This is a genomic window from Ramlibacter agri (assembly GCF_012927085.1).
In the GTDB taxonomy this organism is placed as follows: Bacteria; Pseudomonadota; Gammaproteobacteria; order Burkholderiales; family Burkholderiaceae_C; genus Ramlibacter; species Ramlibacter agri.
Genome location: NZ_JABBFX010000002.1, coordinates 591,328 through 609,714, shown reverse-complemented (window position 1 = coordinate 609,714; position 18,387 = coordinate 591,328). Strand labels below are relative to the sequence as shown.

The window sequence follows — 18,387 nt, the reverse complement described above, 5'->3', positions numbered from 1 at the left end:
CCAGTCGCAGACCATGGGCGGGCAGACGCAGTCGCAAGTGCAGGGCGTGCGCGACCACTACCGCACCTATGCCCAGTGGCTGGCGCGCCAGCCGCGCGAAATGATGCAGTCCCGGCGCGAGGAGGCGGAGGTCATCTTCCGCCGCGTCGGCATCACCTTCGCCGTCTATGGCGCCAAGGACGAAGACGGCGCCGGCACCGAGAGGCTGATCCCCTTCGACCTGATCCCGCGCATCATCCCGGCGGCCGAATGGCGGCGCATGGAGCAGGGCCTGGTGCAGCGGGTGACCGCGCTCAACCGCTTCATCCGCGACGTCTACCACGATCAGGAGATCGTCAAGGCGGGCATCGTCCCCGAGTCGCAGATCGTGGGCAACGCCCAGTTCCGCGCCGAGATGATGGGCGTCGACGTGCCCAACGACATCTACTCGCACATCGCCGGCATCGACATCGTGCGCGCGCCCAACGCCCAGGGCGAGGGCGAGTACTACGTGCTGGAGGACAACCTGCGCGTGCCCAGCGGCGTCAGCTACATGCTGGAAGACCGCAAGATGATGATGCGGCTGTTCCCGGAGCTGTTCAGCAGCTACCAGGTGGCGCCGGTGATGCACTACCCGGACCTGCTGCTGGAAACGCTGCGCGCCTCCGCGCCTTCCACCACCGACGATCCGACCGTGGTGGTGCTCACGCCCGGCATGTACAACAGCGCCTATTTCGAGCACGCCTTCCTCGCGCAGCAGATGGGCGTGGAGCTGGTCGAAGGCCAGGACCTGTTCGTGCGGGACGGCTTCGTCTACATGCGCACCACGCGCGGGCCGAAGCGGGTGGACGTGATCTACCGGCGCGTCGACGACGACTTCCTCGACCCGCTCGTCTTCCGTCCGACCTCCACGCTCGGCTGCGCCGGGCTGCTGAACGTCTACCGCGCCGGCAACGTGGCGCTGTGCAACGCCATCGGCACCGGGGTGGCCGACGACAAGTCGATCTACCCCTACGTGCCCAGGATGATCGAGTTCTACCTGGGCGAGAAACCGATCCTCTCCAACGTGCCCACCCACATGTGCCGCGAGCCCGAGTCGCTCAAGTACGTGCTGGCGCACCTGAAGGACCTGGTGGTGAAGGAAGTGCACGGCGCCGGCGGCTACGGCATGCTGGTGGGCCCGGCGGCCACGCAGCAGGAGATCGAGGATTTCCGCAAGCAGTTGATTGCCACGCCGGAGCGCTACATCGCGCAGCCGACCTTGTCGCTTTCCAGTTGCCCCACCTTCGTCGACGCGGGCATCGCGCCGCGCCACATCGACCTGCGGCCGTTCGTGCTTTCGGGCAAGGAGGTGCAGATGGTGCCCGGCGGCCTGACGCGCGTCGCGCTCAAGGAAGGCTCCCTGGTGGTCAATTCCTCCCAGGGTGGCGGCACCAAGGACACCTGGATCCTGGAAGTCTGAACAACATGCTGTCTCGCACCGCCGACCACTTGTTCTGGATGGCCCGCTACACGGAGCGGGCCGAGAACACCGCCCGCATGCTGGATGTCAACTACCAGACCTCGCTGCTGCCGCAATCGGCCGCGGTGTCGAAAGTAGGTTGGCAGGGCGTGCTTTCGATCAGCGAGCTGATGCCGTCCTACGTCGCCAAGCATGGCGAGGTGGACCCGCAGAACGTCATGCAGTTCATGGTGAAGGACGAGAGCAACGCGTCTTCCATCGTGTCCTGCCTGAAGGCCGCGCGCGAGAACGCGCGGGCCGTGCGCGGCTCGCTCACCACCGAGGCCTGGGAGACGCAGAACCAGACCTGGCTGGAGGTCAACCGCATGCTGCGGCTGGGCGATTTCGAAAAGGACCCGGGCCAGTTCTTCGAGTGGGTCAAGTTCCGCTCGCACCTGTCGCGCGGCGTCACGGTCGGCACCATGCTGATGGACGAGGCGCTGCACTTCATGCGCCTGGGCACCTTCCTCGAGCGCGCCGACAACACGGCACGGCTGCTGGACGTGAAGTTCCACGCGGTGCAGAGCGACTTCTTCGGCGCCGCCAGCGAGAAGGACCAGGAGTACGACTTCTACCACTGGAGCGCCATCCTGCGCAGCGTCTCCGGCTTCGAGATCTACCGCAAGGTCTACCGCGACGTCATCAAGCCCGAGCGCGTGGCCGACCTGCTGATCCTGCGGCCGGACATGCCGCGCTCGCTGCACGCCAGCCTGAACGAGGTCGTGTCCAACCTGGCGATGGTGGCCAACGACCAGTCCTCCGAAACGCATCGCCGCGCCGGCAAGCTGCGCGCCGAGCTGCAGTACGGGCACATCGAGGAGATCCTCGCCAACGGCCTGCACGCCTTCCTCACCCAGTTCCTGGACCGCGTGAACGACCTGGGCATGCGCATCAGCCGCGACTTCCTGATTCCCGCATGAGCGCGGAAGCGGGGAACCTGCTTGCGGTTCTCCAACGCGAGCCGGATTCGCTGCCGGTCCGCCTGGCCCTGGCGCGCGCCTGCCGCGCCGCCGGCGACCTGCTGACCGCGACAGCCTGGCTCAGCGACGCGATGCGCATTGCGCCGCAGGCACTCGAGCCGGTGCAGGAACTCGCCGACCTCCTCCTCACGCAGCAGCGCTACGTGCAGGCGGTGCCGCTCTACACCCGCTTGCTCGATGAATTCGGCGTGCGCAGCGCCGCCAACCTGCTGCACGCCGGCTTCTGCCGGGAGCACAGCGGCGATGTAGCCGCCGCCGCCGCCCTGTATCGCGCGACGCTGGAGGTGGAACCGGCGCTGGTGGAAGCCCACGTGGACCTGTCCGGCGTGCTGTGGCGGCTGGAAGATTTCGACGGCGCCCTGGCGCACGCGCGCCGCGCGGTGGAACTGGCGCCGGCGCATCCCTATGCGCAGCGCATCCTGGGCACCGCGCTGCTGCACCTGGAACGGCTCGACGAAGCGGAGCAGCACCTGCGCCGCGCGCTGGAGCTGCAACCGGGCTTCCACCTGGCCGAACTGGATCTGGCCTTCACGCTGCTGCTGGCCGGCCGGCTGGAGGAGGGCTGGCCCTTCTACGAGCGGCGCTGGCGCGACCCCGCGCGGCTGCCGCGGCCTGCTTTCTGGCAGCCTGGCTCCGAGTGGCCGGGGCCGGCGCAGCCGCTGCAGGGCCAGGCGATCGGCGTCTACGCGGAACAGGGGCTCGGCGACGTGCTGCAGTTCGTGCGCTACCTGCCGCAATTGCAGGCGCTGGGCGCGCAGGTGCGCTGCGTCGTCCAGCCCGAACTGGTGCCGCTGGTCGAGGCGAGCTTTCCCGGCGTCGAATGCCTGAAGCCGGGCGTGTCGTTCAACGTGCACCTGCATGCGGCGCTGCTGGAGTTGCCAGGGCGCTTCGGCACGACTCTTTCCAGCATCCCCTCGGCGGTGCCTTACCTGCGCGCGCCGGAGGAGGCGCGCGTGCGCTGGCGCGAACGCCTGGCGCCGTGGGCGGGCCAGCGCAAGGTGGGCCTGGCCTGGTCCGGCTCGCAGGTGCAGGTGAACAACCGCAACCGCGCCGTGCCGCTCAGCCTGCTCGCGCCGCTGCTGGGCCAGCCCGGCGTGCAGTGCTTCAGCCTGCAGAAGGGCGAGGCGGGCGCCAACACGGACCTGCAGCCCGCGCCGGGCGAACTGCCGGACTTCACCGGCGACTGGGCCGACTTCGCCGACAGCGCCGCGATGATCGAGCAGCTGGACCTGGTGGTCACGGTGGACACCGCCATCGCCCACCTCGTCGGCGCGCTGGGCAAGCCGGTGTGGATCCTGCTGCCGCCCAACGCCGACTGGCGCTGGCTGGTGGACCGCGCCGACTCGCCCTGGTATCCGACCGCGCGCCTCTTCCGCCGCGCCGCCGGCGAGGACCGTTCGGCACAGATCGCGCGCCTCATGCGCGCCTTCGAAGCCTGGCTTTCCTCGTAGGCTGGGTTGCGCGACCAGCGCACCCCAGCAACACCGGCCTGCGCCAGATGCGTCCAGCGACTACAAGCCCCCGCGCCGCCGCTCCCTAAGCTTTTTTGTCGTCAAGCCATGGGAGTCCGATGATGTTCTCTGCTGCCGATGCGCGCATGCTCAAGCGCGATGCGCTCGCCTGCTGGAAGCTGGGGCCGCTGGCGCGGCCGGTGCAGGTGGTGGCCCGGGGCGCGCCGCTGCAGTTCTGGTGCCGCGGCCCCTTCACGCAGCACAAGTTCCTTGCCGGGCGCAGCCTGCCGGAAGTGGAGTGCATCCTGGGCCTCGAAGCGGGTGCCCTCGCCGGCGGCGCGGATGTCTACGACATGACGCGCATGCCGCAGGCCAACGAGTTCGAGGTGGACGAAGCCGCGACCGAGGTGCCCCGCTGGCGGCCGGCCGGGTGTTCCTTCGTGACGGTGCGCAAGCTCGCTTCCATCGGGCCGGGTGGGTGCTTGTAGTTTCGTAGGGTGCGCAGCTTGCTGCGCACCCTACAGAGATGCGAGCGAGCGCCGCAGGTTGTCCCGCGCCCGCTGCTCCAGCGCGTCGTGATATGCGCTGGTGACAAAAATCCGCGGCCGGTCCAGAAAGGAGCGCAGCACCTGCGTCCGCCGCGCGCGGAATTCGTCTTCCGGCACGTGCGCGTACTCCGCCCGGATCTGCCGCTCGTATTCGTCGAAGCGAGCCGCCGATGCGCCGAGGATCGCCAGGTCGATATCCAGCAGCAAGGCCGCATCGGGATCGTCACCGGCTGCCTGGTGCGCCTTCGTCGCCAGCACCAGGTCGCGCACGCGGTCCGCCACCTCGGGCGCGCAGCCGGCGGCCCTCACGCTGTCGTGCGCCCATTGCGCGCTGCGCTCCTCGTTGTCCTTGCGCTGCGGCTCGTAGACGGCGTCGTGGAACCACAGCGCCAGTTCCACTTCGGCCGGATGCCGCGCCAGCGAGCCGGCGGCGTCGAAATGCGCCAGGCATCCGCGCAGGTGCTCCAGCGTGTGGTAGTGGCGCTGCTGCTCGCTGTATGCGGCGACCAGCTGGTTCAGCAAGCCGCCGCTGATTTCCTGCGCGCCGAGCTCGCCCCACAGGCGCTGCCAGGAGGCCGCGGTGATGCTGTTCATGGCGATTGCCTCCCCTGGCGCGGCATGGCTTCCTTCACCTCGCGCCCCAGCTCGATCACGGCCATCGCGTAGTAGCTGGACCAGTTGTAGCGCGTGATCACGTAGAAGTTCTCGGTGCCGGCCACGTAGGTGGGCGGGTCGCCGCCGTTCTGCAGCTCGATCAGCGCCAGCGGCCCCTTGTGCTCCAGCGCCGCGCCTTCCAGCACCACGCCCTTGGCCTGCATGCTGGCCACGGAGAACGTGGGCAGGATGTCCGGCGCGAGCAGCGCGTCGAGGTCCAGCTTCGCCGCGTCGAAGCTCACCGGGTAGTACGTGGGCATGCCGGGATTCCAGCCATAGCCCTTGAAGTAGTTGGCCACCGAGCCGATCACGTCGTCGGCGCTGCCGGCGAGGTCGATGCGCTTGTCGCCGTCGTAGTCCACGCCCCAGCGCACCAGGCTGCTCGGCATGAACTGCGGCATGCCCATGGCGCCGGCGTAGCTGCCGCGCGGCTTGCGCGGGTCGATGCGCATGCTGTTGCAGTAGGTGAGGAAGGCTTCCAGCTCGCCGCGGAAGTACTTGGCGCGCTCCGCGGCGCGCGGGTGGTTCGGCGGGAAGTCGAAGGCCAGCGTGGCCAGCGAGTCGAGCACGCGGAAGTCGCCCATCTGCTGGCCGTAGATCGTCTCGACGCCGACGATGCCGACGATGATCTCGGCCGGCACGCCGAACTGCTGCTCGGCCCGTTCCAGCGCTTCGCGGTTCTCTTGCCAGAAGCGCACGCCGGCGCCGAGGCGCACCGGGTCGATGAAGCGGCTGCGGTACACGCGCCAGTTCTTGGGCGTGCCGGTCGGCGCGGGCTCCATCAGGCGCGCCACCACGGGCAGCTTCTGCGCCTGGCCGACCATCGAGCGCACCCATTCCAGCGGCAGGCCGTCGCGGGCGGCCACCTCGTCGGCGAAGCGCAAGGCATCTTCGCGGTCGGCGTAGGGGACGCCGGACTGCGCCTTCTTCGCCTTGGACTTGGCGGCATGGGCGGGCTTGGCGCCCTCGGGCGCCGCGCACGCGGGCAGCGTGAGCGTCACGGCGCAGAGCAGGGGGAGCAGGAATCGCAGGGAAGCCATCGGTTCAGGTCGGCCAGGGAAGCTGTTGGAATTCACGCCGCAGCGCCTGCAGCGAGGCGCCCGGCTGACGGGCATAGCGCTGCGCTTCCAGGCGCAGCAGCCAATCCGCCAATCGTCGCGCATCTTCGCCGAAGCGGGCCGTGACAAGATTCGCGATCTGGCGGGGCGCGACGTTGTGGCCCGTTTCCAGGCCGGCGGCGCGCAGGCGCTTGCGGGCGCGGCCCAGCAGGCGCAGCCAGGGGTCGTGCTGCAACCGGTCCCACCAGGTCCAGGCGGCGCCCGCCAGGGCGGCCACCACGATGATCGCCAGCAACAGGTAGCTCAGGTCCTCCCAGCTCGGCGACTCGAAGCCCAGATTGCGCAGCAGGTTCAGCTGCCGGCTCTGCGTGTAGTTCAGGATCCACTGGTTCCAGCCGTTGTTCATCGCCTCCCAGGCCGCGCGCATCGAGGCCACGAGGTTGGGACTGACGGTGTCCATGGCATTGGCGAACACGCCGCGCGGCGGCAGCAGGCGCTCGAAGGTGCCGGTGCGGCCCGGCGCGACCGCCGAGGTCGGGTCCACGCGCGTCCAGCCGCGGCCGTCGAACCAGACCTCGGCCCAGGCATGCGCGTCGCTCTGCCGCACGATCCAGTAGTTGTCGACGTTGTTCCGCTGCCCGCCCTGGTAGCCGGTGACGATGCGCGCCGGGATGCCCAGCGCGCGCACCAGCACCACGAAGGACGACGCGATGTGCTCGCAGAAGCCTTCCTTCTTGTCGAACCAGAACTCGTCGGCCGTGTCCTGCCCGTACTGCCCCGGCTCCAGCGTGTAGCGGTAGCCGCCGGTGCGCAGCCGGTCCATCACCGCGTCGACGAGGACGGCGGAGTCGGCGCCCGGATGCTCGCGCTGGATCTCGCCGGCCAGCTCGATCGTGCGCGGGTTGAAGCCCGCCGGCAGCTGGCGGTACTCGGTGAGCACGGCGGCGCGCCGGCGCGGCCCGTAGCGGAACTGCGGGTAGCTTTCGGCGGTGTAGCGCAGCAGGTCGACGACGGGCCGCGAGGCCACCCATTGCAGGTCGCCGCTCATGGCCGCGACCAGGCCGGGCGCTTGCGGCGGCTGCACGGCGGCGTCCAGCGTCAGCAGCCAGGGCCGGTTGTTCGGCTCCATCGTCAGCTCGTAGCGGATCGGCGTGCCGGCAACCTGGAGCATGGGCTCCTCGATGCGGATCGGCGGGAAGCGGGCCGCCAGGCGCGGCGCCAGCGGCCGCCACTCGCGGCCGTCGAAATCGGCGAACACCGGTCCGCGGAAGTACAGCTGGTCCTGCGGCGGCGGGTTGCCTTGCCACTTGACGCGGAAGGCGATGCTGTCGTCCAGCGCCAGCTGCGCCACGTTGCCGATCTGCATCTGCGAGGACAGGCCGCTGCGCCCCGTCATCGCATCGCTCGGAATGCCCCACAGCGGCGCGAAGCGCGGGAACAGCACGAACAGCAGCGCCATCACCGGTGCGCCCAGCAAGGCCATCCAGCCGGCGGTGCGCGCCGCTTCGGCCAGCGAAGGCCGGCCCACCGGCATGTGGGCATTGACCAACGCCGTCAGCAGTCCCAGCAGCGCCACCAGCATCGCGGCCGCCACCGGCAGCGACTGCGAGAAGAAGAAGTTGGTGAGCATCGTGAAGAAGCTCAGGAAGAACACCACGAAGGCGTCGCGTCGCGCGCGCAGTTCCAGCGTCTTCAGCGCCAGCAGCACCACGATCAAGGTCACGCCGGCGTCGCGCCCGAGCAGCGTGCGGTGCGTCAGCCAGGTCGCACCCAGGGTGGCGGCCAGCAGGCCGAACAGCCACCACTTGCCGGGCAGCGGCTTGCCCTGCACGGCCAGCGTGCCGCGCCACAGCAGCACGCCCGCGGCCAGCAGCGTGCACCACCAGGGCAGGTTGCCGATGTGGGGCAGCAGCACCCAGCCGATCACGACCAGCAGGAACAGCGTGTCGCGCGCGTCGCGCGGCAGGGCGGCCAGGCGCAAGCGCAGGTTCAGCATAGGGCCAGCGCCTCCAGGCAGCGCCGCTTGTGGGCTTCGCCGCTCCCGGGCTTGATTTGCAGTCCGGGCAGGCGCAGGCCGTAGTCCTGGTCCAGCTTGTCGGCCTGCAACACCCAGGCCGCCAGGCGCGAGATGCGTCCTTCGCGGTCCTGGTGGCCGGCGCCGGCGAAGTCCAGCCACAGCTCATAGCGCTGCGCCTGCATGGTGTCGCGGCTCACGAGTTCATCGGACTTGGCCGCCTTCTTCCACACCACCAGCTTCAGCGGGTCGCCGCGCCGGTAGGCGCGCACGCCTTCGAATTCGCCGGTGCTCTGTGCGCGGGCCGCGGCGGCGCCGCCGGCGCGCGGCTCGCCCGGCGGCAGCGGCGGCGGATGCAGCTCGGGCGCCGGGTAGACCAGCACCTGCGCGGCCGGCCGCCACACCGTCCAGACGCGGAAGGTGCCCAGCGGAAAACGGGTCTCGGCCGTCAGCGGCGGCACCCGGTGCAGCCCGCGCTTTTCGGGCCGGAAGGCGACCTGCACCGTGCAGCTGCCTTCGGCGGGCACGTCGGTCCAGGTCCAGTGGTCTTCGTGGGTCGCGTCCAGCACCGCCAGCCCGATGCTGTGCCGCACCGACTTGCGCGCGTTGCTCAGGACCACCGACAGGGTGGCGGCGGTGCCGGCGAACTGCTGCGCCGGCGTCTGCAGGTTCAAGGTCAGCCCGCGCAGGGTCGCGTGGCAGACGTGCATGCCCACCAGGGCGCTGCCGGCCAGCAGGAAAGTGAGCAGATAGCCCAGGTTCAGCTGGTAGTTGATGGACCCGACCAGCAGCACGAGCAGGGTCAAGGCCAGCATCCAGCCCGGACGCGTGGGCAGGATGTAGACGTTGCGCTGGGTGAGCGTGTAGGTATCGGTGAGGGGCAGGCGGGCCTGCCACCACTGGCGGAAGCGGCGGCGGACCAGGGAGAGCGGGTTCAGGGTGGCGGCATCCACGCGCGTTTCTCAGGGAAGTGCGACGCCTTCCAGCATCGCCCGCACCTGTTCGACGGGGCCGCGGCCGGCGTCGCCCACGGGCACCAGGCGGTGGGCCACGGTCTGCGGGAAGATGGCCTGCACGTCGTCCGGCGCCACGTAGTCGCGGCCCGAGAGCAGCGCCTGCGCCTTGGCCGCGCGGATCACCGCGATGCCGGCGCGCGGGCTCAGGCCCTGCAGGAACCAGCGGCCGCTGCGGGTGGCGGCAATCAGGTCCTGCACGTAATCGAGCAGCGGGTCGGCCGCATGGATGTCCAGCACCTGCTGCTGCAAGGCCTGCAGCTCGATCGGCGCCAGCGTGTTTTCCAGGTGCTCCACCATGTCGCGCCGGTCGGCGCCGGTGAAGAGGGCGCGCTCCGCCGCGCGGTCCGGGTAGCCGAGGGAAATGCGCATCAGGAAGCGATCGAGCTGCGACTCGGGCAGCGCGAAGGTGCCCAGCTGGTCGTGCGGGTTCTGCGTGGCGATGACGAAGAAGGGCGAGGGCAGGGCGCGCGTTTCGCCTTCCACCGTCACCTGGTGTTCCTCCATCGCCTCCAGCAGCGCGCTCTGCGTCTTGGGGCTGGCGCGGTTGATCTCGTCGGCGAGCAGCACCTGCGCGAACACCGGGCCCGGATGGAAGACGAAGCTCTCCTTGCCGCGGTCGTAGATCGACACGCCGGAGAGGTCGCTGGGCATCAGGTCCGCGGTGAACTGCACCCGCGAGAACTGCAGCCCGAAGGCCCGCGCCAGCGCGTGAGCGAGGGTGGTCTTGCCGACCCCGGGCACGTCCTCGATCAGCAGGTGGCCGCCCGCCAGCAGGCAGGCCACGCAGTCCCGCACCTGCGCGGGCTTCCCGACGATCACCGTGTTAAGCTGGCCGAGGAGCGTTTTGAGTTTTTGTCGTGCATCCATAAAGGCATGACCTTATCCCAATTTGGCGGGTGCCGAAGGGGGGACCGATGAACAAGACCGGGTATTTCTCGCATCCGGACTGCAGGCGCCACGACATGGGGCGGGGACACCCGGAGTGTCCCGAGCGGCTCGATGCGATCGAGGACCGCCTGCTTGCCTCCGGCGTGGGCGACGCGCTCGAGCGGCGGGAGGCGCCGCTGGCGAGCACCGAACAGATCGAACTGGCGCACGAGCGCATGCACGTCGCGGGCGTCCGCGGCCTGGCCGAAGAACTGCGCGAGCAGGAGGACGCGGGCGGCATCGACCATGTGCACATCGACCCGGACACGGCCATGAACCGCCACACCTGGAACGCCGTGCTGCGCGCGGCCGGTGCGGCGCTGGCGGCCACCGATGCCGTGATGGCCGGCGAGGTCGAGAACGCCTTCTGCGCCGTGCGCCCGCCGGGGCACCACGCCTGCCGCGACCGCGCGATGGGCTTCTGCTTCTTCAACAACATCGCGATCGCGGCGCGCTATGCGCTCGAGCGCCATGGCTTGAAGCGCGTGGCCATCGTCGACTTCGACGTGCACCACGGCAACGGCACCGAGGACATCCTGGCCGGCGACGAACGTGTGCTGATGGTGAGCTTCTTCCAGCACCCCTTCTATCCGTACAGCGGCTTCGGCCCGCATGCGGCCAACATGGTCAACCTGCCGGTGCCGGCCTATACCAAGGGCCCGGCCGTGCGCGAGCTGGTCGAGGAGCAGTGGCTGCCGCGGCTGGAGGCGTTCAAGCCGGAGATGATCTTCATCAGCGCCGGCTTCGACGCCCACCGCGAGGACGACCTCGGCCAGATGGGCCTGGTGGAAGCCGACTACGCCTGGATGACGAAGCAGCTGCGCGCGGTGGCGCAGCGCCACGCCAAAGGCCGCATCGTGTCCAGCCTGGAAGGCGGCTACAACCTCGATGCGCTGGGCCGCAGCGTCGAAGCGCACCTGCGCGCCCTCGCCGACCTGTAGGAAGAAGCAACATGGAAGACCAGGTGCTGCTGGAGCGCAGGGATGCGCGCGGCGTCGTCACGCTCACGCTCAACCGGCCGGCGAGCTTCAATGCGCTCAGCGGGGAGATGATCGCCGCGCTGCAGGCCGCGCTGGACCGCATCAAGGATGACGAAAGCGTGCGCGTCGTGGTGCTGGCCGCCGAGGGCAAGGCCTTCAGCGCCGGCCACCACCTGAAGGAAATGATCGCGCGGCCCGCGCTGGACTACTACCAGCAGCTGTTCGCGCGCTGCAGCCGCATGATGCTGTCCATCCAGAAGCTGCCGGTGCCCGTCATCGCGCGGGTGCAGGGCCTGGCCACGGCGGCCGGTTGCCAGCTGGTGGCCCAGTGCGACCTGGCGGTGGCATCGGAGGACGCGAGCTTCGCCGTCAGCGGCGTCAACTTCGGCCTGTTCTGCGCCACGCCCAGCGTGCCGCTGCTGCGCAACGTGGGCGCCAAGCAGGCGATGGAGATGCTGCTGACCGGCGAATTCATTTCCGCGGCCGAGGCGCAGGCGCGCGGGCTGGTGAACCGCGCCGTGGCGGCTGCGCAACTGGATGCCGGGGTGGAGCAGCTGGTCGCCAGTATCCTCGCCAAGCCGCGCCTCGCGCTCGCCATGGGCAAGGAACTCTTCTACCGCCAGCGCGAGATGGGCGCCGAAGCCGCCTACCAGCTGGCCAGCCAGACCATGGCGGCCAACATGATGGAGGACTGCGCCCAGGAGGGCGTGGCTGCCTTCACGCAGAAGAGAAAGCCGAACTGGACATCGTGACGGAAAGAGAAGTACAAGGGCTGGACGACCTCGGGCGTTTCATCCACGACCTGGACACCGGGTCCACGGCCTGGGACATCTGGGCCCTGGTCGGCTGCCTCGTGATCGCCTTCGCGATCTGCTGGCTGAGCGGCCGCCGCCGCAAGGCCGATTCCATCTGGTACGGGCGCGCGCTGTTTGACGGCGTGCTGTTCCCGCTGCTTGCGCTGGCCTTCACCTATACCGCGAAGCTCGTCGTGGGCGAATACCACGCCGTGCCGCTGCTGCGCATCGTGGTGCCGGTGCTGGCGGCGCTGGCGGGCATCCGGCTGGTCGCGCGCGTGTTCACGGTGGTCTTTCCGTCCTCGGCGCTGGCGCGGCTGGTGGAGCTGTTGATCTCCTGGGTTGCCTGGGCGGCGGCCGCGCTCTGGATCCTCGGCCTGTTGCCGGTGGTGATGGAGGAGATGGAGAAGATCCAGTTCTCCTTCGGCAAGTCCAACATCAACCTGCTGTCCATCGTGCAGGGCGTGCTCTCGACCAGCTTCGTGCTGGCGCTGGCGCTGTGGGTGTCGGCGGCGCTGGAGCAGAAGGTGCTGCGCGACACGGTCACCGACCTGTCGCTGCGCAAGGTGGCCGCCAACGCCATCCGCGCCGTGCTGCTGCTGCTCGGCGTGCTGTTCGCGCTGTCGGCGGTGGGCGTGGACCTGACGGCCCTATCCGTGCTGGGCGGCGCGCTCGGCGTGGGCCTCGGCTTCGGCCTGCAGAAGCTGGCGGCCAACTACGTCAGCGGCTTCGTCATCCTGTTCGAGCGCAGCCTGCGCATCGGCGACACGGTGCGCGTGGACAACTTCGAAGGCGTGGTGGTCGACATCAAGACCCGCTACACCTTGATTCGCTCGCTGGGCGGCCGCGAGTCGGTGGTGCCGAACGAGAAGCTGATCACCGAGCGCATCGAGAACCTGTCGCTGGCCGACCCGCGCGTGCTGCTGACCACGCAAGTGGCGGTGAGCTACGACGCCGATCCGCAGCAGGTGAAGCAGATCCTGCTGGACGCCGCCACCGGCGCGCCGCGCGTGCTTGTCACGCCGGGCCCGAGCGTGCAGTTGAAGGCCTTCGGCGCCGACGGCCTGGAGTTCGTGCTGGCCTTCTGGATCGAGGACCCGCAGAACGGGCAGGGCGGCGTGATCTCGGATGTCAACTTCCGGGTGCTGGCGGCGCTGCGGGCGGCGGGGATCGATATTCCGTATCCGCAGCGGGTGGTGCACGTGCATTCTCAGGGGCTGCCGTTGACCGACAGCCGGTCTTCGCCTAGGGAAGCTTCCTGAGCCGTCCAGCCCCGACGCGCTCTGGTCCTTCGGTGTACGGGTTGCGCTGGTCTGCCTTGTCGCGTAGTCCTTTCTGCAAATCGGCAGGCGGCGGGTTTCCATTCAACAGTTCGTTGAACAGGCGCCGGGCCGCGACCGGATTGGCCACGCTGGTTCCTTTCAGGCGGACTGTATCGCCAGTCCGCGTGCCCGCCGCCCGAAGTCCGTGCTCCGTGAGACTTTCTTCCGAAACGGTGGCGACATCCGGTCCACTGCGTCCGTGCCCCAGCCTGCCAGGACCGGAACTGGAGTACTCCGCTGGCGGCCGGTTGAGAGATTGGGCATCGAGGTAGCCACCGACCACGACGGCATGGACGGCGTGCGAGTAACTGCCCAAGGTGTTCTTCGGCGTAACGTAGTCGAGATCCGGATCGTCAAATCGCGACTGCTTGCCGCGTCCCTGGAAGGAGGGGTCGTCCCGTTCGATCCAGGCGTCTATTTCCACAGTGCCGCTGCCCTGGTTGCAGATTTCGACGGTCCAGATGCCTGCTGGCGCCAAATTGCCACTTCCTTGCGTTCCCGCCACGCAAAGCAGCGCCATGGTCCCGTACTTGCCCTGCGGCGTGCTCGTTGGATAGACGATCCCGCAGATCGCCGGACCGGCCGTGCCCGGAGCCGGGAACCCGAACCAGCTGGTGCCGATGGTCACCAGCGGAGAAACGGGTCCCAAGCCCGCCGGAGGGATCAATCGCACGGCGAGCGCCGTTGGCTGCCCGAATTCATCGGTCGGCGGTAGCCAGACTTCCATGAAGGAGTGCGTCTTGTCGTCTGGGGCGACGCTCCAGCGCAGGGCCTTGCTTCCCTCCGACCGAATGCGCACTTGGGCATGTATCTCTGCATCGTAGGCATTCCCGGCCGCAACCATCACGGCGCAATCGGGGCGCTGCTCGAGGAAGTCGTCGATGGCCACCTCCACGGGCGAGGTGCCGTCGTGCGGTCCTGCGAACGTCCCGTATGAAAGGTTGATGACTACGGGACACTTCGTCTCGGGGTTGACTGTAGCGTCGCTGGTGCGTGCGTCGATGTAGCGGAGCGCGTCGATGACGTACCTGTGCAGGCCGCCGCCGGTGGGATCGTCGACCGCGCTGCGTGGCAACTGGACGAAGATGATTGGGGCGGCAGAGGCAAGATCGGCGGCGGCGGCGGTCCCAGGGGTTGCCACCGGGTTCGGCGCGCCGGCGGCGAGATCGGTGACGACGGATCCGTGTGTCCACCGCGCTTGCACGGCACCGTATCCCGCATCCGCGTAACAACCGTCTTCATCCAGCTCGCCGTTGGAGGAGGTTCGGGGCGTCAGGTATCCATCCACGTCGTCCTGTGCGAGTTCGACGCCGTAACCCATGGGTTGGGGCACGCGCCATGCCGTTCCTGATGCCTCGCCGCTTTGGTCCCAGAGAAAGCGCACGCGAGACTTCCACTGGCCATGCACGTTGTCCCAGTAGCGAAGGTTGCCATGGGCAAACGGACAGCCGTCGTCGATGATCGCGATGCAAGGCGCACGTACCGGTGCTGGTTGCTGTGGTTGACCGACCTGGCTTTGAAGAATCTTGCTTTCGCGGATCTGGGCTGCTGCTGCGCGCGGCATCGAAAGAAGCGCACGTACCTGAATCGGTGGAGAACCTGGAAATGTCCAGGGCTTGCCAAAAAAAAGGATGAATTGCGGCGATACCTGCGCAGTCAAGGTGTAGCGGTGGGCCTTGGTGTTGGCAATCTGTCGCAGATACACCTCCGGCACCGTCGCGCCCCACTCCTTGAGCAACCGGTCCAGCAGCGGGGTCACGACCAACTGCTTGGCCCTGTTCCGTTGCATCGCTTCTTCGGATCGCGATTGCTCTTGCTCAACGCTATTGCCGTGAGCTCGTTGTTCGGCGAGGTTGCGCAATTCGTGACGCAAACGGGAGAGAAGGGCCGTCCTCTCCGATGCAGGCTGCGCCGCCGATTGCGCTGTCATGTGAGGCTCGGAGTCGTACTCGATCAACAGCGGGAGAGTGACTGGCTTGGTTCCATCTCCGAAGCCGCTGAAATCGGTTGCGTAGCCCCAGATCACATAGGGGTCCAGGCCGTCGATGTCGGACTCGAATTTCCATCCGAATTGCGACTTCATTGGCGACGGCGCGCGGAGAAGAGGAAGCCAGGCCAGGTCCATTTGGTTCGTCTCGTTCTCGATTTCTCAGTTCCATTCGAGAACGGCCTGGTCCCACATCCACTTCAACACTCCCTTGCGAGCGACGCCCTTCAGCGGATCGTGTTCCTGGCCCTCGGCTGTCAGATCGTCGCTGGGCAGGAAGTCCTTTTTCGTCGACATCCCGGTCGTCGTGAAGGTCCGCTCCAGCCAGCCGGCATGGGCGCCGGCCTTGTTGGGTCTCGCCATTCCCGGAATCTGGGTGGTGCTGCACATGTAGGCCAGATACTCACCCACCGTCGCGCCGAGCACCCGCCCGGCCATGCTGTCCATCGGGAAGTGGACGCCGGCCACCGTGCGATTGGTGGCGATCCGTCCGGCCAGCGCGTTGAGTTGACTCCAGATCGCGGCGCCGTTCGTCCCCGGTATGAGGCAACCAAGTACATGGGCGACAGCGTAGGCCTCGGTTGCATGCCCGCTCGGAAACGTGGAATGCTCGGGCGTGGGCACCATGGGCTGGATCTTGGCGGTATGGGCGACCGGGCGCGGGCAGTTGAATGCCTGCTTGAAGCGCATGGCGGCCATCGAGGCGAACGCCAACGTGAGTTCAATCAGCTCGTAGGTGTACTTTCGGCGCGTGGGCTGAAGGTTGGCCACAGCACTCCAGAAAGGCGTTTGCGGCACGAGCTGGGAGATGATTTCATTCAAGCGATCTTCCCTGTAGCGCGCCCAGTTGAAGACGAGATCCAATTGGTCCGCAAACAGTTGAGGATCCTCCGGGCGATCGAGCTGCACGATTGCCGTGGATACCCAATTCGTTTTCAAGCTGCGGTGCACGAGGCGAGCGCCGGTGGGCCTCGCGGCACCTTGCGGCAACAGTTCGAATGCCACATCCGATATCAACTCCAGCAGGCACACGTTGAACCGGATGAGTGGCTCCCATCTGGCCATGGGCGCCGTGTCGTCGATCAGTTCGTGAATATTGTCAGGTTTCCATTGGGTATCGAGCTCGACGCCGAAGGGCGAAGTAATGATCCCACCCCGGCTGAGAATCAGCGCGTCTGCCAACACCGGATCCGCGGGAGGCTGAGGCGCGGCGCGTCCGCCGCTTCCCCATCCGCCCCACCCACCCCAGCCTCCCCACCCGCCCCAGCCACCCCATCCACTCATTTTTCTTCCCCTCCGGCCCGCGGGCCGCTGTAGCCGGCTAGGCCGGGATCCCCGCATCGCGCAGTGCCTGCGCGATGCGGTTGCTGATGCCGAAGGCGCGGCCCGGCGTGCGGGCGAGGAAGCGCCGTACGGTGAAGCCAGGGTCGCGCGCCAGCAATTCGGCGGCGCTTGCGCGCGCTTCCTCCGCGCGCCCGGCCAAGGCCAGGGCCGCGGTGAGCGCGCGATGCGTGGAAAGGTGGCTGCGATTGAGTTGCAGCGAACGGCGTGCGAGCACCACGGCCTGCTCGTAGTGGCCGGCCGTCAGTGCGGCCGAGGCCGAGAGGGCGTCGTAGAAGTAGCGCAGGGGATCGAGAGGCGACAGGCGCTGCGCGCGGTCGCACGCCTCCATGGCTGCGTGGCCCTCGTCCCGGAAGGCGTGCAACACGCCATTCAGCAGCCAGGCCAGCGAGTCGTTGGGGTTCAGGTCGAGGGCGCGCATGTAGCACTCGCCAGCTGCGTCGAAGTCGCGCAGGATGTTGGCCCGCGCGAAGCCCTCCATCGTGTGCGCGAGCGAGCAGTGCGCGTCGGCCTCGATGGCGCGCGCGGTCTGCTCCAGCGCCACGGCAGCATCGGCCTGCGGATTGGCGGACCAGCCCTGCTGCACGTTCAACACGTGCCACTTGGCCAGCCAGGCGCGCGGCACCGGATGCCGGCCGCTGCGTTCCACCAGGTATTCCAGGATGCTCCGCGCCCGCTCGAAATCCGCGTTGCCCGTGCGATGCATCATCGTCACACCGCCGATCAGCAGGGTATAGCTGTGCAATGTGGGCAGGGGCAGCGTGCGCGCCTTTTCCACCTCGGCCCGGTCGATGGCATCCATCACCCCGGCCACGATGGCGCCCAGGTGGCCGCGCTCGGGATCGAACAGTTCCTCGACGGGGGGACGCAGCACTTCGCTCCAGAGCACGTTGCCCGACACCACGTCGCTCAAGTCACACACCACCGTTGCGCGGCCGCCGACCACGGCCAGCGTGCCGGCAAGCACGTAGCGGGCACCGAGGCGGGCGCCGATCTCCTCGCACGACAGGCCGCGCGCGGCCAACGCACGCGTCGAAAGCGGCGAGATGACGCGGATGCGATGGCTGCGGGAGAGCACGGAGACCACTTCGCCGGCCAGGGCCTCGCCCAGGCCGGCCGGCGCCTCACCGCCTCCGGGCTCCAGGGGCATGACGGCGATGGACGGCCCCATGAACGCCTCTTCGGAAGGGGCGGGCAGATGGATGGGCGTGGCATGCGCTTCTTCGACCCGGAAGCAGCGCACGGGCTGGGCGATGTGCTTGAAGTAGCATTCGCCCAAGTCGTGCAGTTCCCCGTCCACCGAAGGCACGAGCGCGTCGCGGGCCTCGGCCGACAGGATCACCTCGGTGGGTTGCCCGAGCGCGGCGATGCGCGCCGTGAGGTTGACGCCGGAACCATAAACGTCCAGGTCGTCGACCACGACGTCGGCCAAGTGGATACCGGTGCGAAGGCAGATGCTCTCTCCGCCTGGAAAGCCGGCGCTGCAGCGCGCGATGACGCGTTGCGCCTCGTACGCGGCCGCCACGGCAGGCGGCACGTCGGCGAATTCCAGCAGCATCCCGTCGCCCAGACTCTTCACGAGCCGGCCTCCGTTCTCTGGCAGCACGCGCGTGCGCATCTCGTCGACGAAGCGGCGCCAGCGGGCGATGAATTCGGATTCGTGCGCCTGCATGAGCCGGACCGATTCGACGACATCCACCACCACGATGGTCCGCCTGGCCCGTGTCAGTTCGAGCCAGGACTCCTCATCGTCTGCGGCGGGTTGCATCGTGCTTGTCCTCCGGCAGGTCGCGCATCCCCATTCTGGTGGATGGCCTGCAGAGCTTGCAAGCAGG

At 68.4% G+C, this 18,387-nt stretch carries 15 protein-coding genes; 7 read left to right on the top strand and 8 right to left on the bottom strand.

The window, feature by feature from the left end; translation table 11 throughout:
- Positions 1 to 13 precede the first annotated feature (13 nt).
- The 4 genes from HHL11_RS21370 (at position 14) to HHL11_RS21355 (ending at position 4,399) form a co-directional block, all read left to right on the top strand.
- Positions 14 to 1,441 (top strand): circularly permuted type 2 ATP-grasp protein, encoded by a 1,428-nt coding sequence (locus HHL11_RS21370; protein ID WP_425355222.1) that lies wholly within the window; start codon positions 14 to 16, stop codon positions 1,439 to 1,441.
- 5 nt (positions 1,442 to 1,446) lie between these two features.
- The gene (locus HHL11_RS21365; RefSeq protein ID WP_169420584.1) at positions 1,447 to 2,400 is read left to right on the top strand and encodes an alpha-E domain-containing protein; all 954 of its coding nucleotides are present in this window, start codon (positions 1,447 to 1,449) and stop codon (positions 2,398 to 2,400) included.
- Positions 2,397 to 3,911: a tetratricopeptide repeat protein gene (locus HHL11_RS21360; RefSeq protein ID WP_169420583.1), complete on the top strand. Its 1,515-nt coding sequence runs from the start codon at positions 2,397 to 2,399 to the stop codon at positions 3,909 to 3,911. The genes HHL11_RS21365 and HHL11_RS21360 overlap by 4 nt, the downstream gene beginning before the upstream one ends.
- Before the next feature lie 122 nt (positions 3,912 to 4,033).
- The gene (locus HHL11_RS21355; protein WP_169420582.1) at positions 4,034 to 4,399 is read left to right on the top strand and encodes a hypothetical protein; all 366 of its coding nucleotides are present in this window, start codon (positions 4,034 to 4,036) and stop codon (positions 4,397 to 4,399) included.
- 30 nt (positions 4,400 to 4,429) lie between these two features.
- On the opposite strand, the gene HHL11_RS21350 is transcribed toward HHL11_RS21355, so the two are convergent.
- The 5 genes from HHL11_RS21350 to HHL11_RS21330 are packed head-to-tail and all read right to left on the bottom strand — an operon-like array spanning position 4,430 to position 10,068.
- On the bottom strand, positions 4,430 to 5,053 hold the full coding sequence (locus HHL11_RS21350) for an HD domain-containing protein (RefSeq protein ID WP_169420581.1): 624 nt from the start codon (positions 5,051 to 5,053) through the stop codon (positions 4,430 to 4,432).
- Positions 5,050 to 6,153 (bottom strand): lytic murein transglycosylase B, encoded by a 1,104-nt coding sequence (gene mltB / locus HHL11_RS21345; protein ID WP_169420580.1) that lies wholly within the window; start codon positions 6,151 to 6,153, stop codon positions 5,050 to 5,052. Before mltB ends, HHL11_RS21350 begins: the two co-directional genes overlap by 4 nt.
- A 4-nt stretch (positions 6,154 to 6,157) precedes the next feature.
- Positions 6,158 to 8,167 (bottom strand): transglutaminase TgpA family protein, encoded by a 2,010-nt coding sequence (locus tag HHL11_RS21340; RefSeq protein WP_169420579.1) that lies wholly within the window; start codon positions 8,165 to 8,167, stop codon positions 6,158 to 6,160.
- Positions 8,161 to 9,138 (bottom strand): DUF58 domain-containing protein, encoded by a 978-nt coding sequence (locus HHL11_RS21335; protein WP_169420578.1) that lies wholly within the window; start codon positions 9,136 to 9,138, stop codon positions 8,161 to 8,163. Before HHL11_RS21335 ends, HHL11_RS21340 begins: the two co-directional genes overlap by 7 nt.
- Before the next feature lie 9 nt (positions 9,139 to 9,147).
- Positions 9,148 to 10,068: an AAA family ATPase gene (locus HHL11_RS21330; RefSeq protein WP_169420577.1), complete on the bottom strand. Its 921-nt coding sequence runs from the start codon at positions 10,066 to 10,068 to the stop codon at positions 9,148 to 9,150.
- Between the two features lie 47 nt (positions 10,069 to 10,115).
- On the opposite strand from HHL11_RS21330, the gene HHL11_RS21325 reads away from it, so the two are divergent.
- From HHL11_RS21325 to HHL11_RS21315, 3 genes are read left to right on the top strand one after another with little or no spacing between them, the layout of a single operon-like run.
- The gene (locus HHL11_RS21325) at positions 10,116 to 11,069 is read left to right on the top strand and encodes a histone deacetylase family protein (protein WP_169420576.1); all 954 of its coding nucleotides are present in this window, start codon (positions 10,116 to 10,118) and stop codon (positions 11,067 to 11,069) included.
- An 11-nt stretch (positions 11,070 to 11,080) separates the two neighbouring features.
- Complete coding sequence (locus HHL11_RS21320) at positions 11,081 to 11,860, top strand: enoyl-CoA hydratase (RefSeq protein WP_169420575.1); 780 nt, start codon at positions 11,081 to 11,083, stop codon at positions 11,858 to 11,860.
- Positions 11,857 to 13,164, top strand: a complete 1,308-nt coding sequence (locus HHL11_RS21315; RefSeq protein WP_342593254.1) for a mechanosensitive ion channel family protein — start codon at positions 11,857 to 11,859, stop codon at positions 13,162 to 13,164. Before HHL11_RS21320 ends, HHL11_RS21315 begins: the two co-directional genes overlap by 4 nt.
- Here HHL11_RS21315 and HHL11_RS21310 read toward each other — a convergent pair.
- The 3 genes from HHL11_RS21310 to HHL11_RS21300 form a co-directional block, all read right to left on the bottom strand.
- On the bottom strand, positions 13,148 to 15,349 hold the full coding sequence (locus HHL11_RS21310) for a S8/S53 family peptidase (protein WP_169420574.1): 2,202 nt from the start codon (positions 15,347 to 15,349) through the stop codon (positions 13,148 to 13,150). The two genes, HHL11_RS21315 and HHL11_RS21310, sit on opposite strands and share 17 nt — an antisense overlap.
- 24 nt (positions 15,350 to 15,373) lie before the next feature.
- Positions 15,374 to 16,393, bottom strand: a complete 1,020-nt coding sequence (locus HHL11_RS21305; protein ID WP_169420573.1) for a phosphatase PAP2 family protein — start codon at positions 16,391 to 16,393, stop codon at positions 15,374 to 15,376.
- A 139-nt stretch (positions 16,394 to 16,532) separates the two neighbouring features.
- Entirely contained in the window at positions 16,533 to 18,320 is a 1,788-nt protein-coding gene (locus HHL11_RS21300) for an adenylate/guanylate cyclase domain-containing protein (RefSeq protein ID WP_169420572.1), read from the bottom strand.
- Positions 18,321 to 18,387 lie beyond the last annotated feature (67 nt).

What these genes read in the sequence shown, in the direction of transcription:
- HHL11_RS21360 (WP_169420583.1), top strand. Translation starts at nt 2,397, where the DNA reads ATGAGCGCGGAAGCGGGGAACCTGCTTGCGGTTCTCCAACGCGAGCCG.
- HHL11_RS21320 (WP_169420575.1), top strand. Translation starts at nt 11,081, where the DNA reads ATGGAAGACCAGGTGCTGCTGGAGCGCAGGGATGCGCGCGGCGTCGTC.
- HHL11_RS21370 (WP_425355222.1), top strand. Translation starts at nt 14, where the DNA reads ATGGGCGGGCAGACGCAGTCGCAAGTGCAGGGCGTGCGCGACCACTAC.
- HHL11_RS21355 (WP_169420582.1), top strand. Translation starts at nt 4,034, where the DNA reads ATGTTCTCTGCTGCCGATGCGCGCATGCTCAAGCGCGATGCGCTCGCC.
- HHL11_RS21350 (WP_169420581.1), bottom strand. Translation starts at nt 5,053, where the DNA reads ATGAACAGCATCACCGCGGCCTCCTGGCAGCGCCTGTGGGGCGAGCTC.
- HHL11_RS21365 (WP_169420584.1), top strand. Translation starts at nt 1,447, where the DNA reads ATGCTGTCTCGCACCGCCGACCACTTGTTCTGGATGGCCCGCTACACG.
- HHL11_RS21325 (WP_169420576.1), top strand. Translation starts at nt 10,116, where the DNA reads ATGAACAAGACCGGGTATTTCTCGCATCCGGACTGCAGGCGCCACGAC.
- HHL11_RS21340 (WP_169420579.1), bottom strand. Translation starts at nt 8,167, where the DNA reads ATGCTGAACCTGCGCTTGCGCCTGGCCGCCCTGCCGCGCGACGCGCGC.
- HHL11_RS21310 (WP_169420574.1), bottom strand. Translation starts at nt 15,349, where the DNA reads ATGGACCTGGCCTGGCTTCCTCTTCTCCGCGCGCCGTCGCCAATGAAG.
- HHL11_RS21330 (WP_169420577.1), bottom strand. Translation starts at nt 10,068, where the DNA reads ATGGATGCACGACAAAAACTCAAAACGCTCCTCGGCCAGCTTAACACG.
- mltB (WP_169420580.1), bottom strand. Translation starts at nt 6,153, where the DNA reads ATGGCTTCCCTGCGATTCCTGCTCCCCCTGCTCTGCGCCGTGACGCTC.
- HHL11_RS21300 (WP_169420572.1), bottom strand. Translation starts at nt 18,320, where the DNA reads ATGCAACCCGCCGCAGACGATGAGGAGTCCTGGCTCGAACTGACACGG.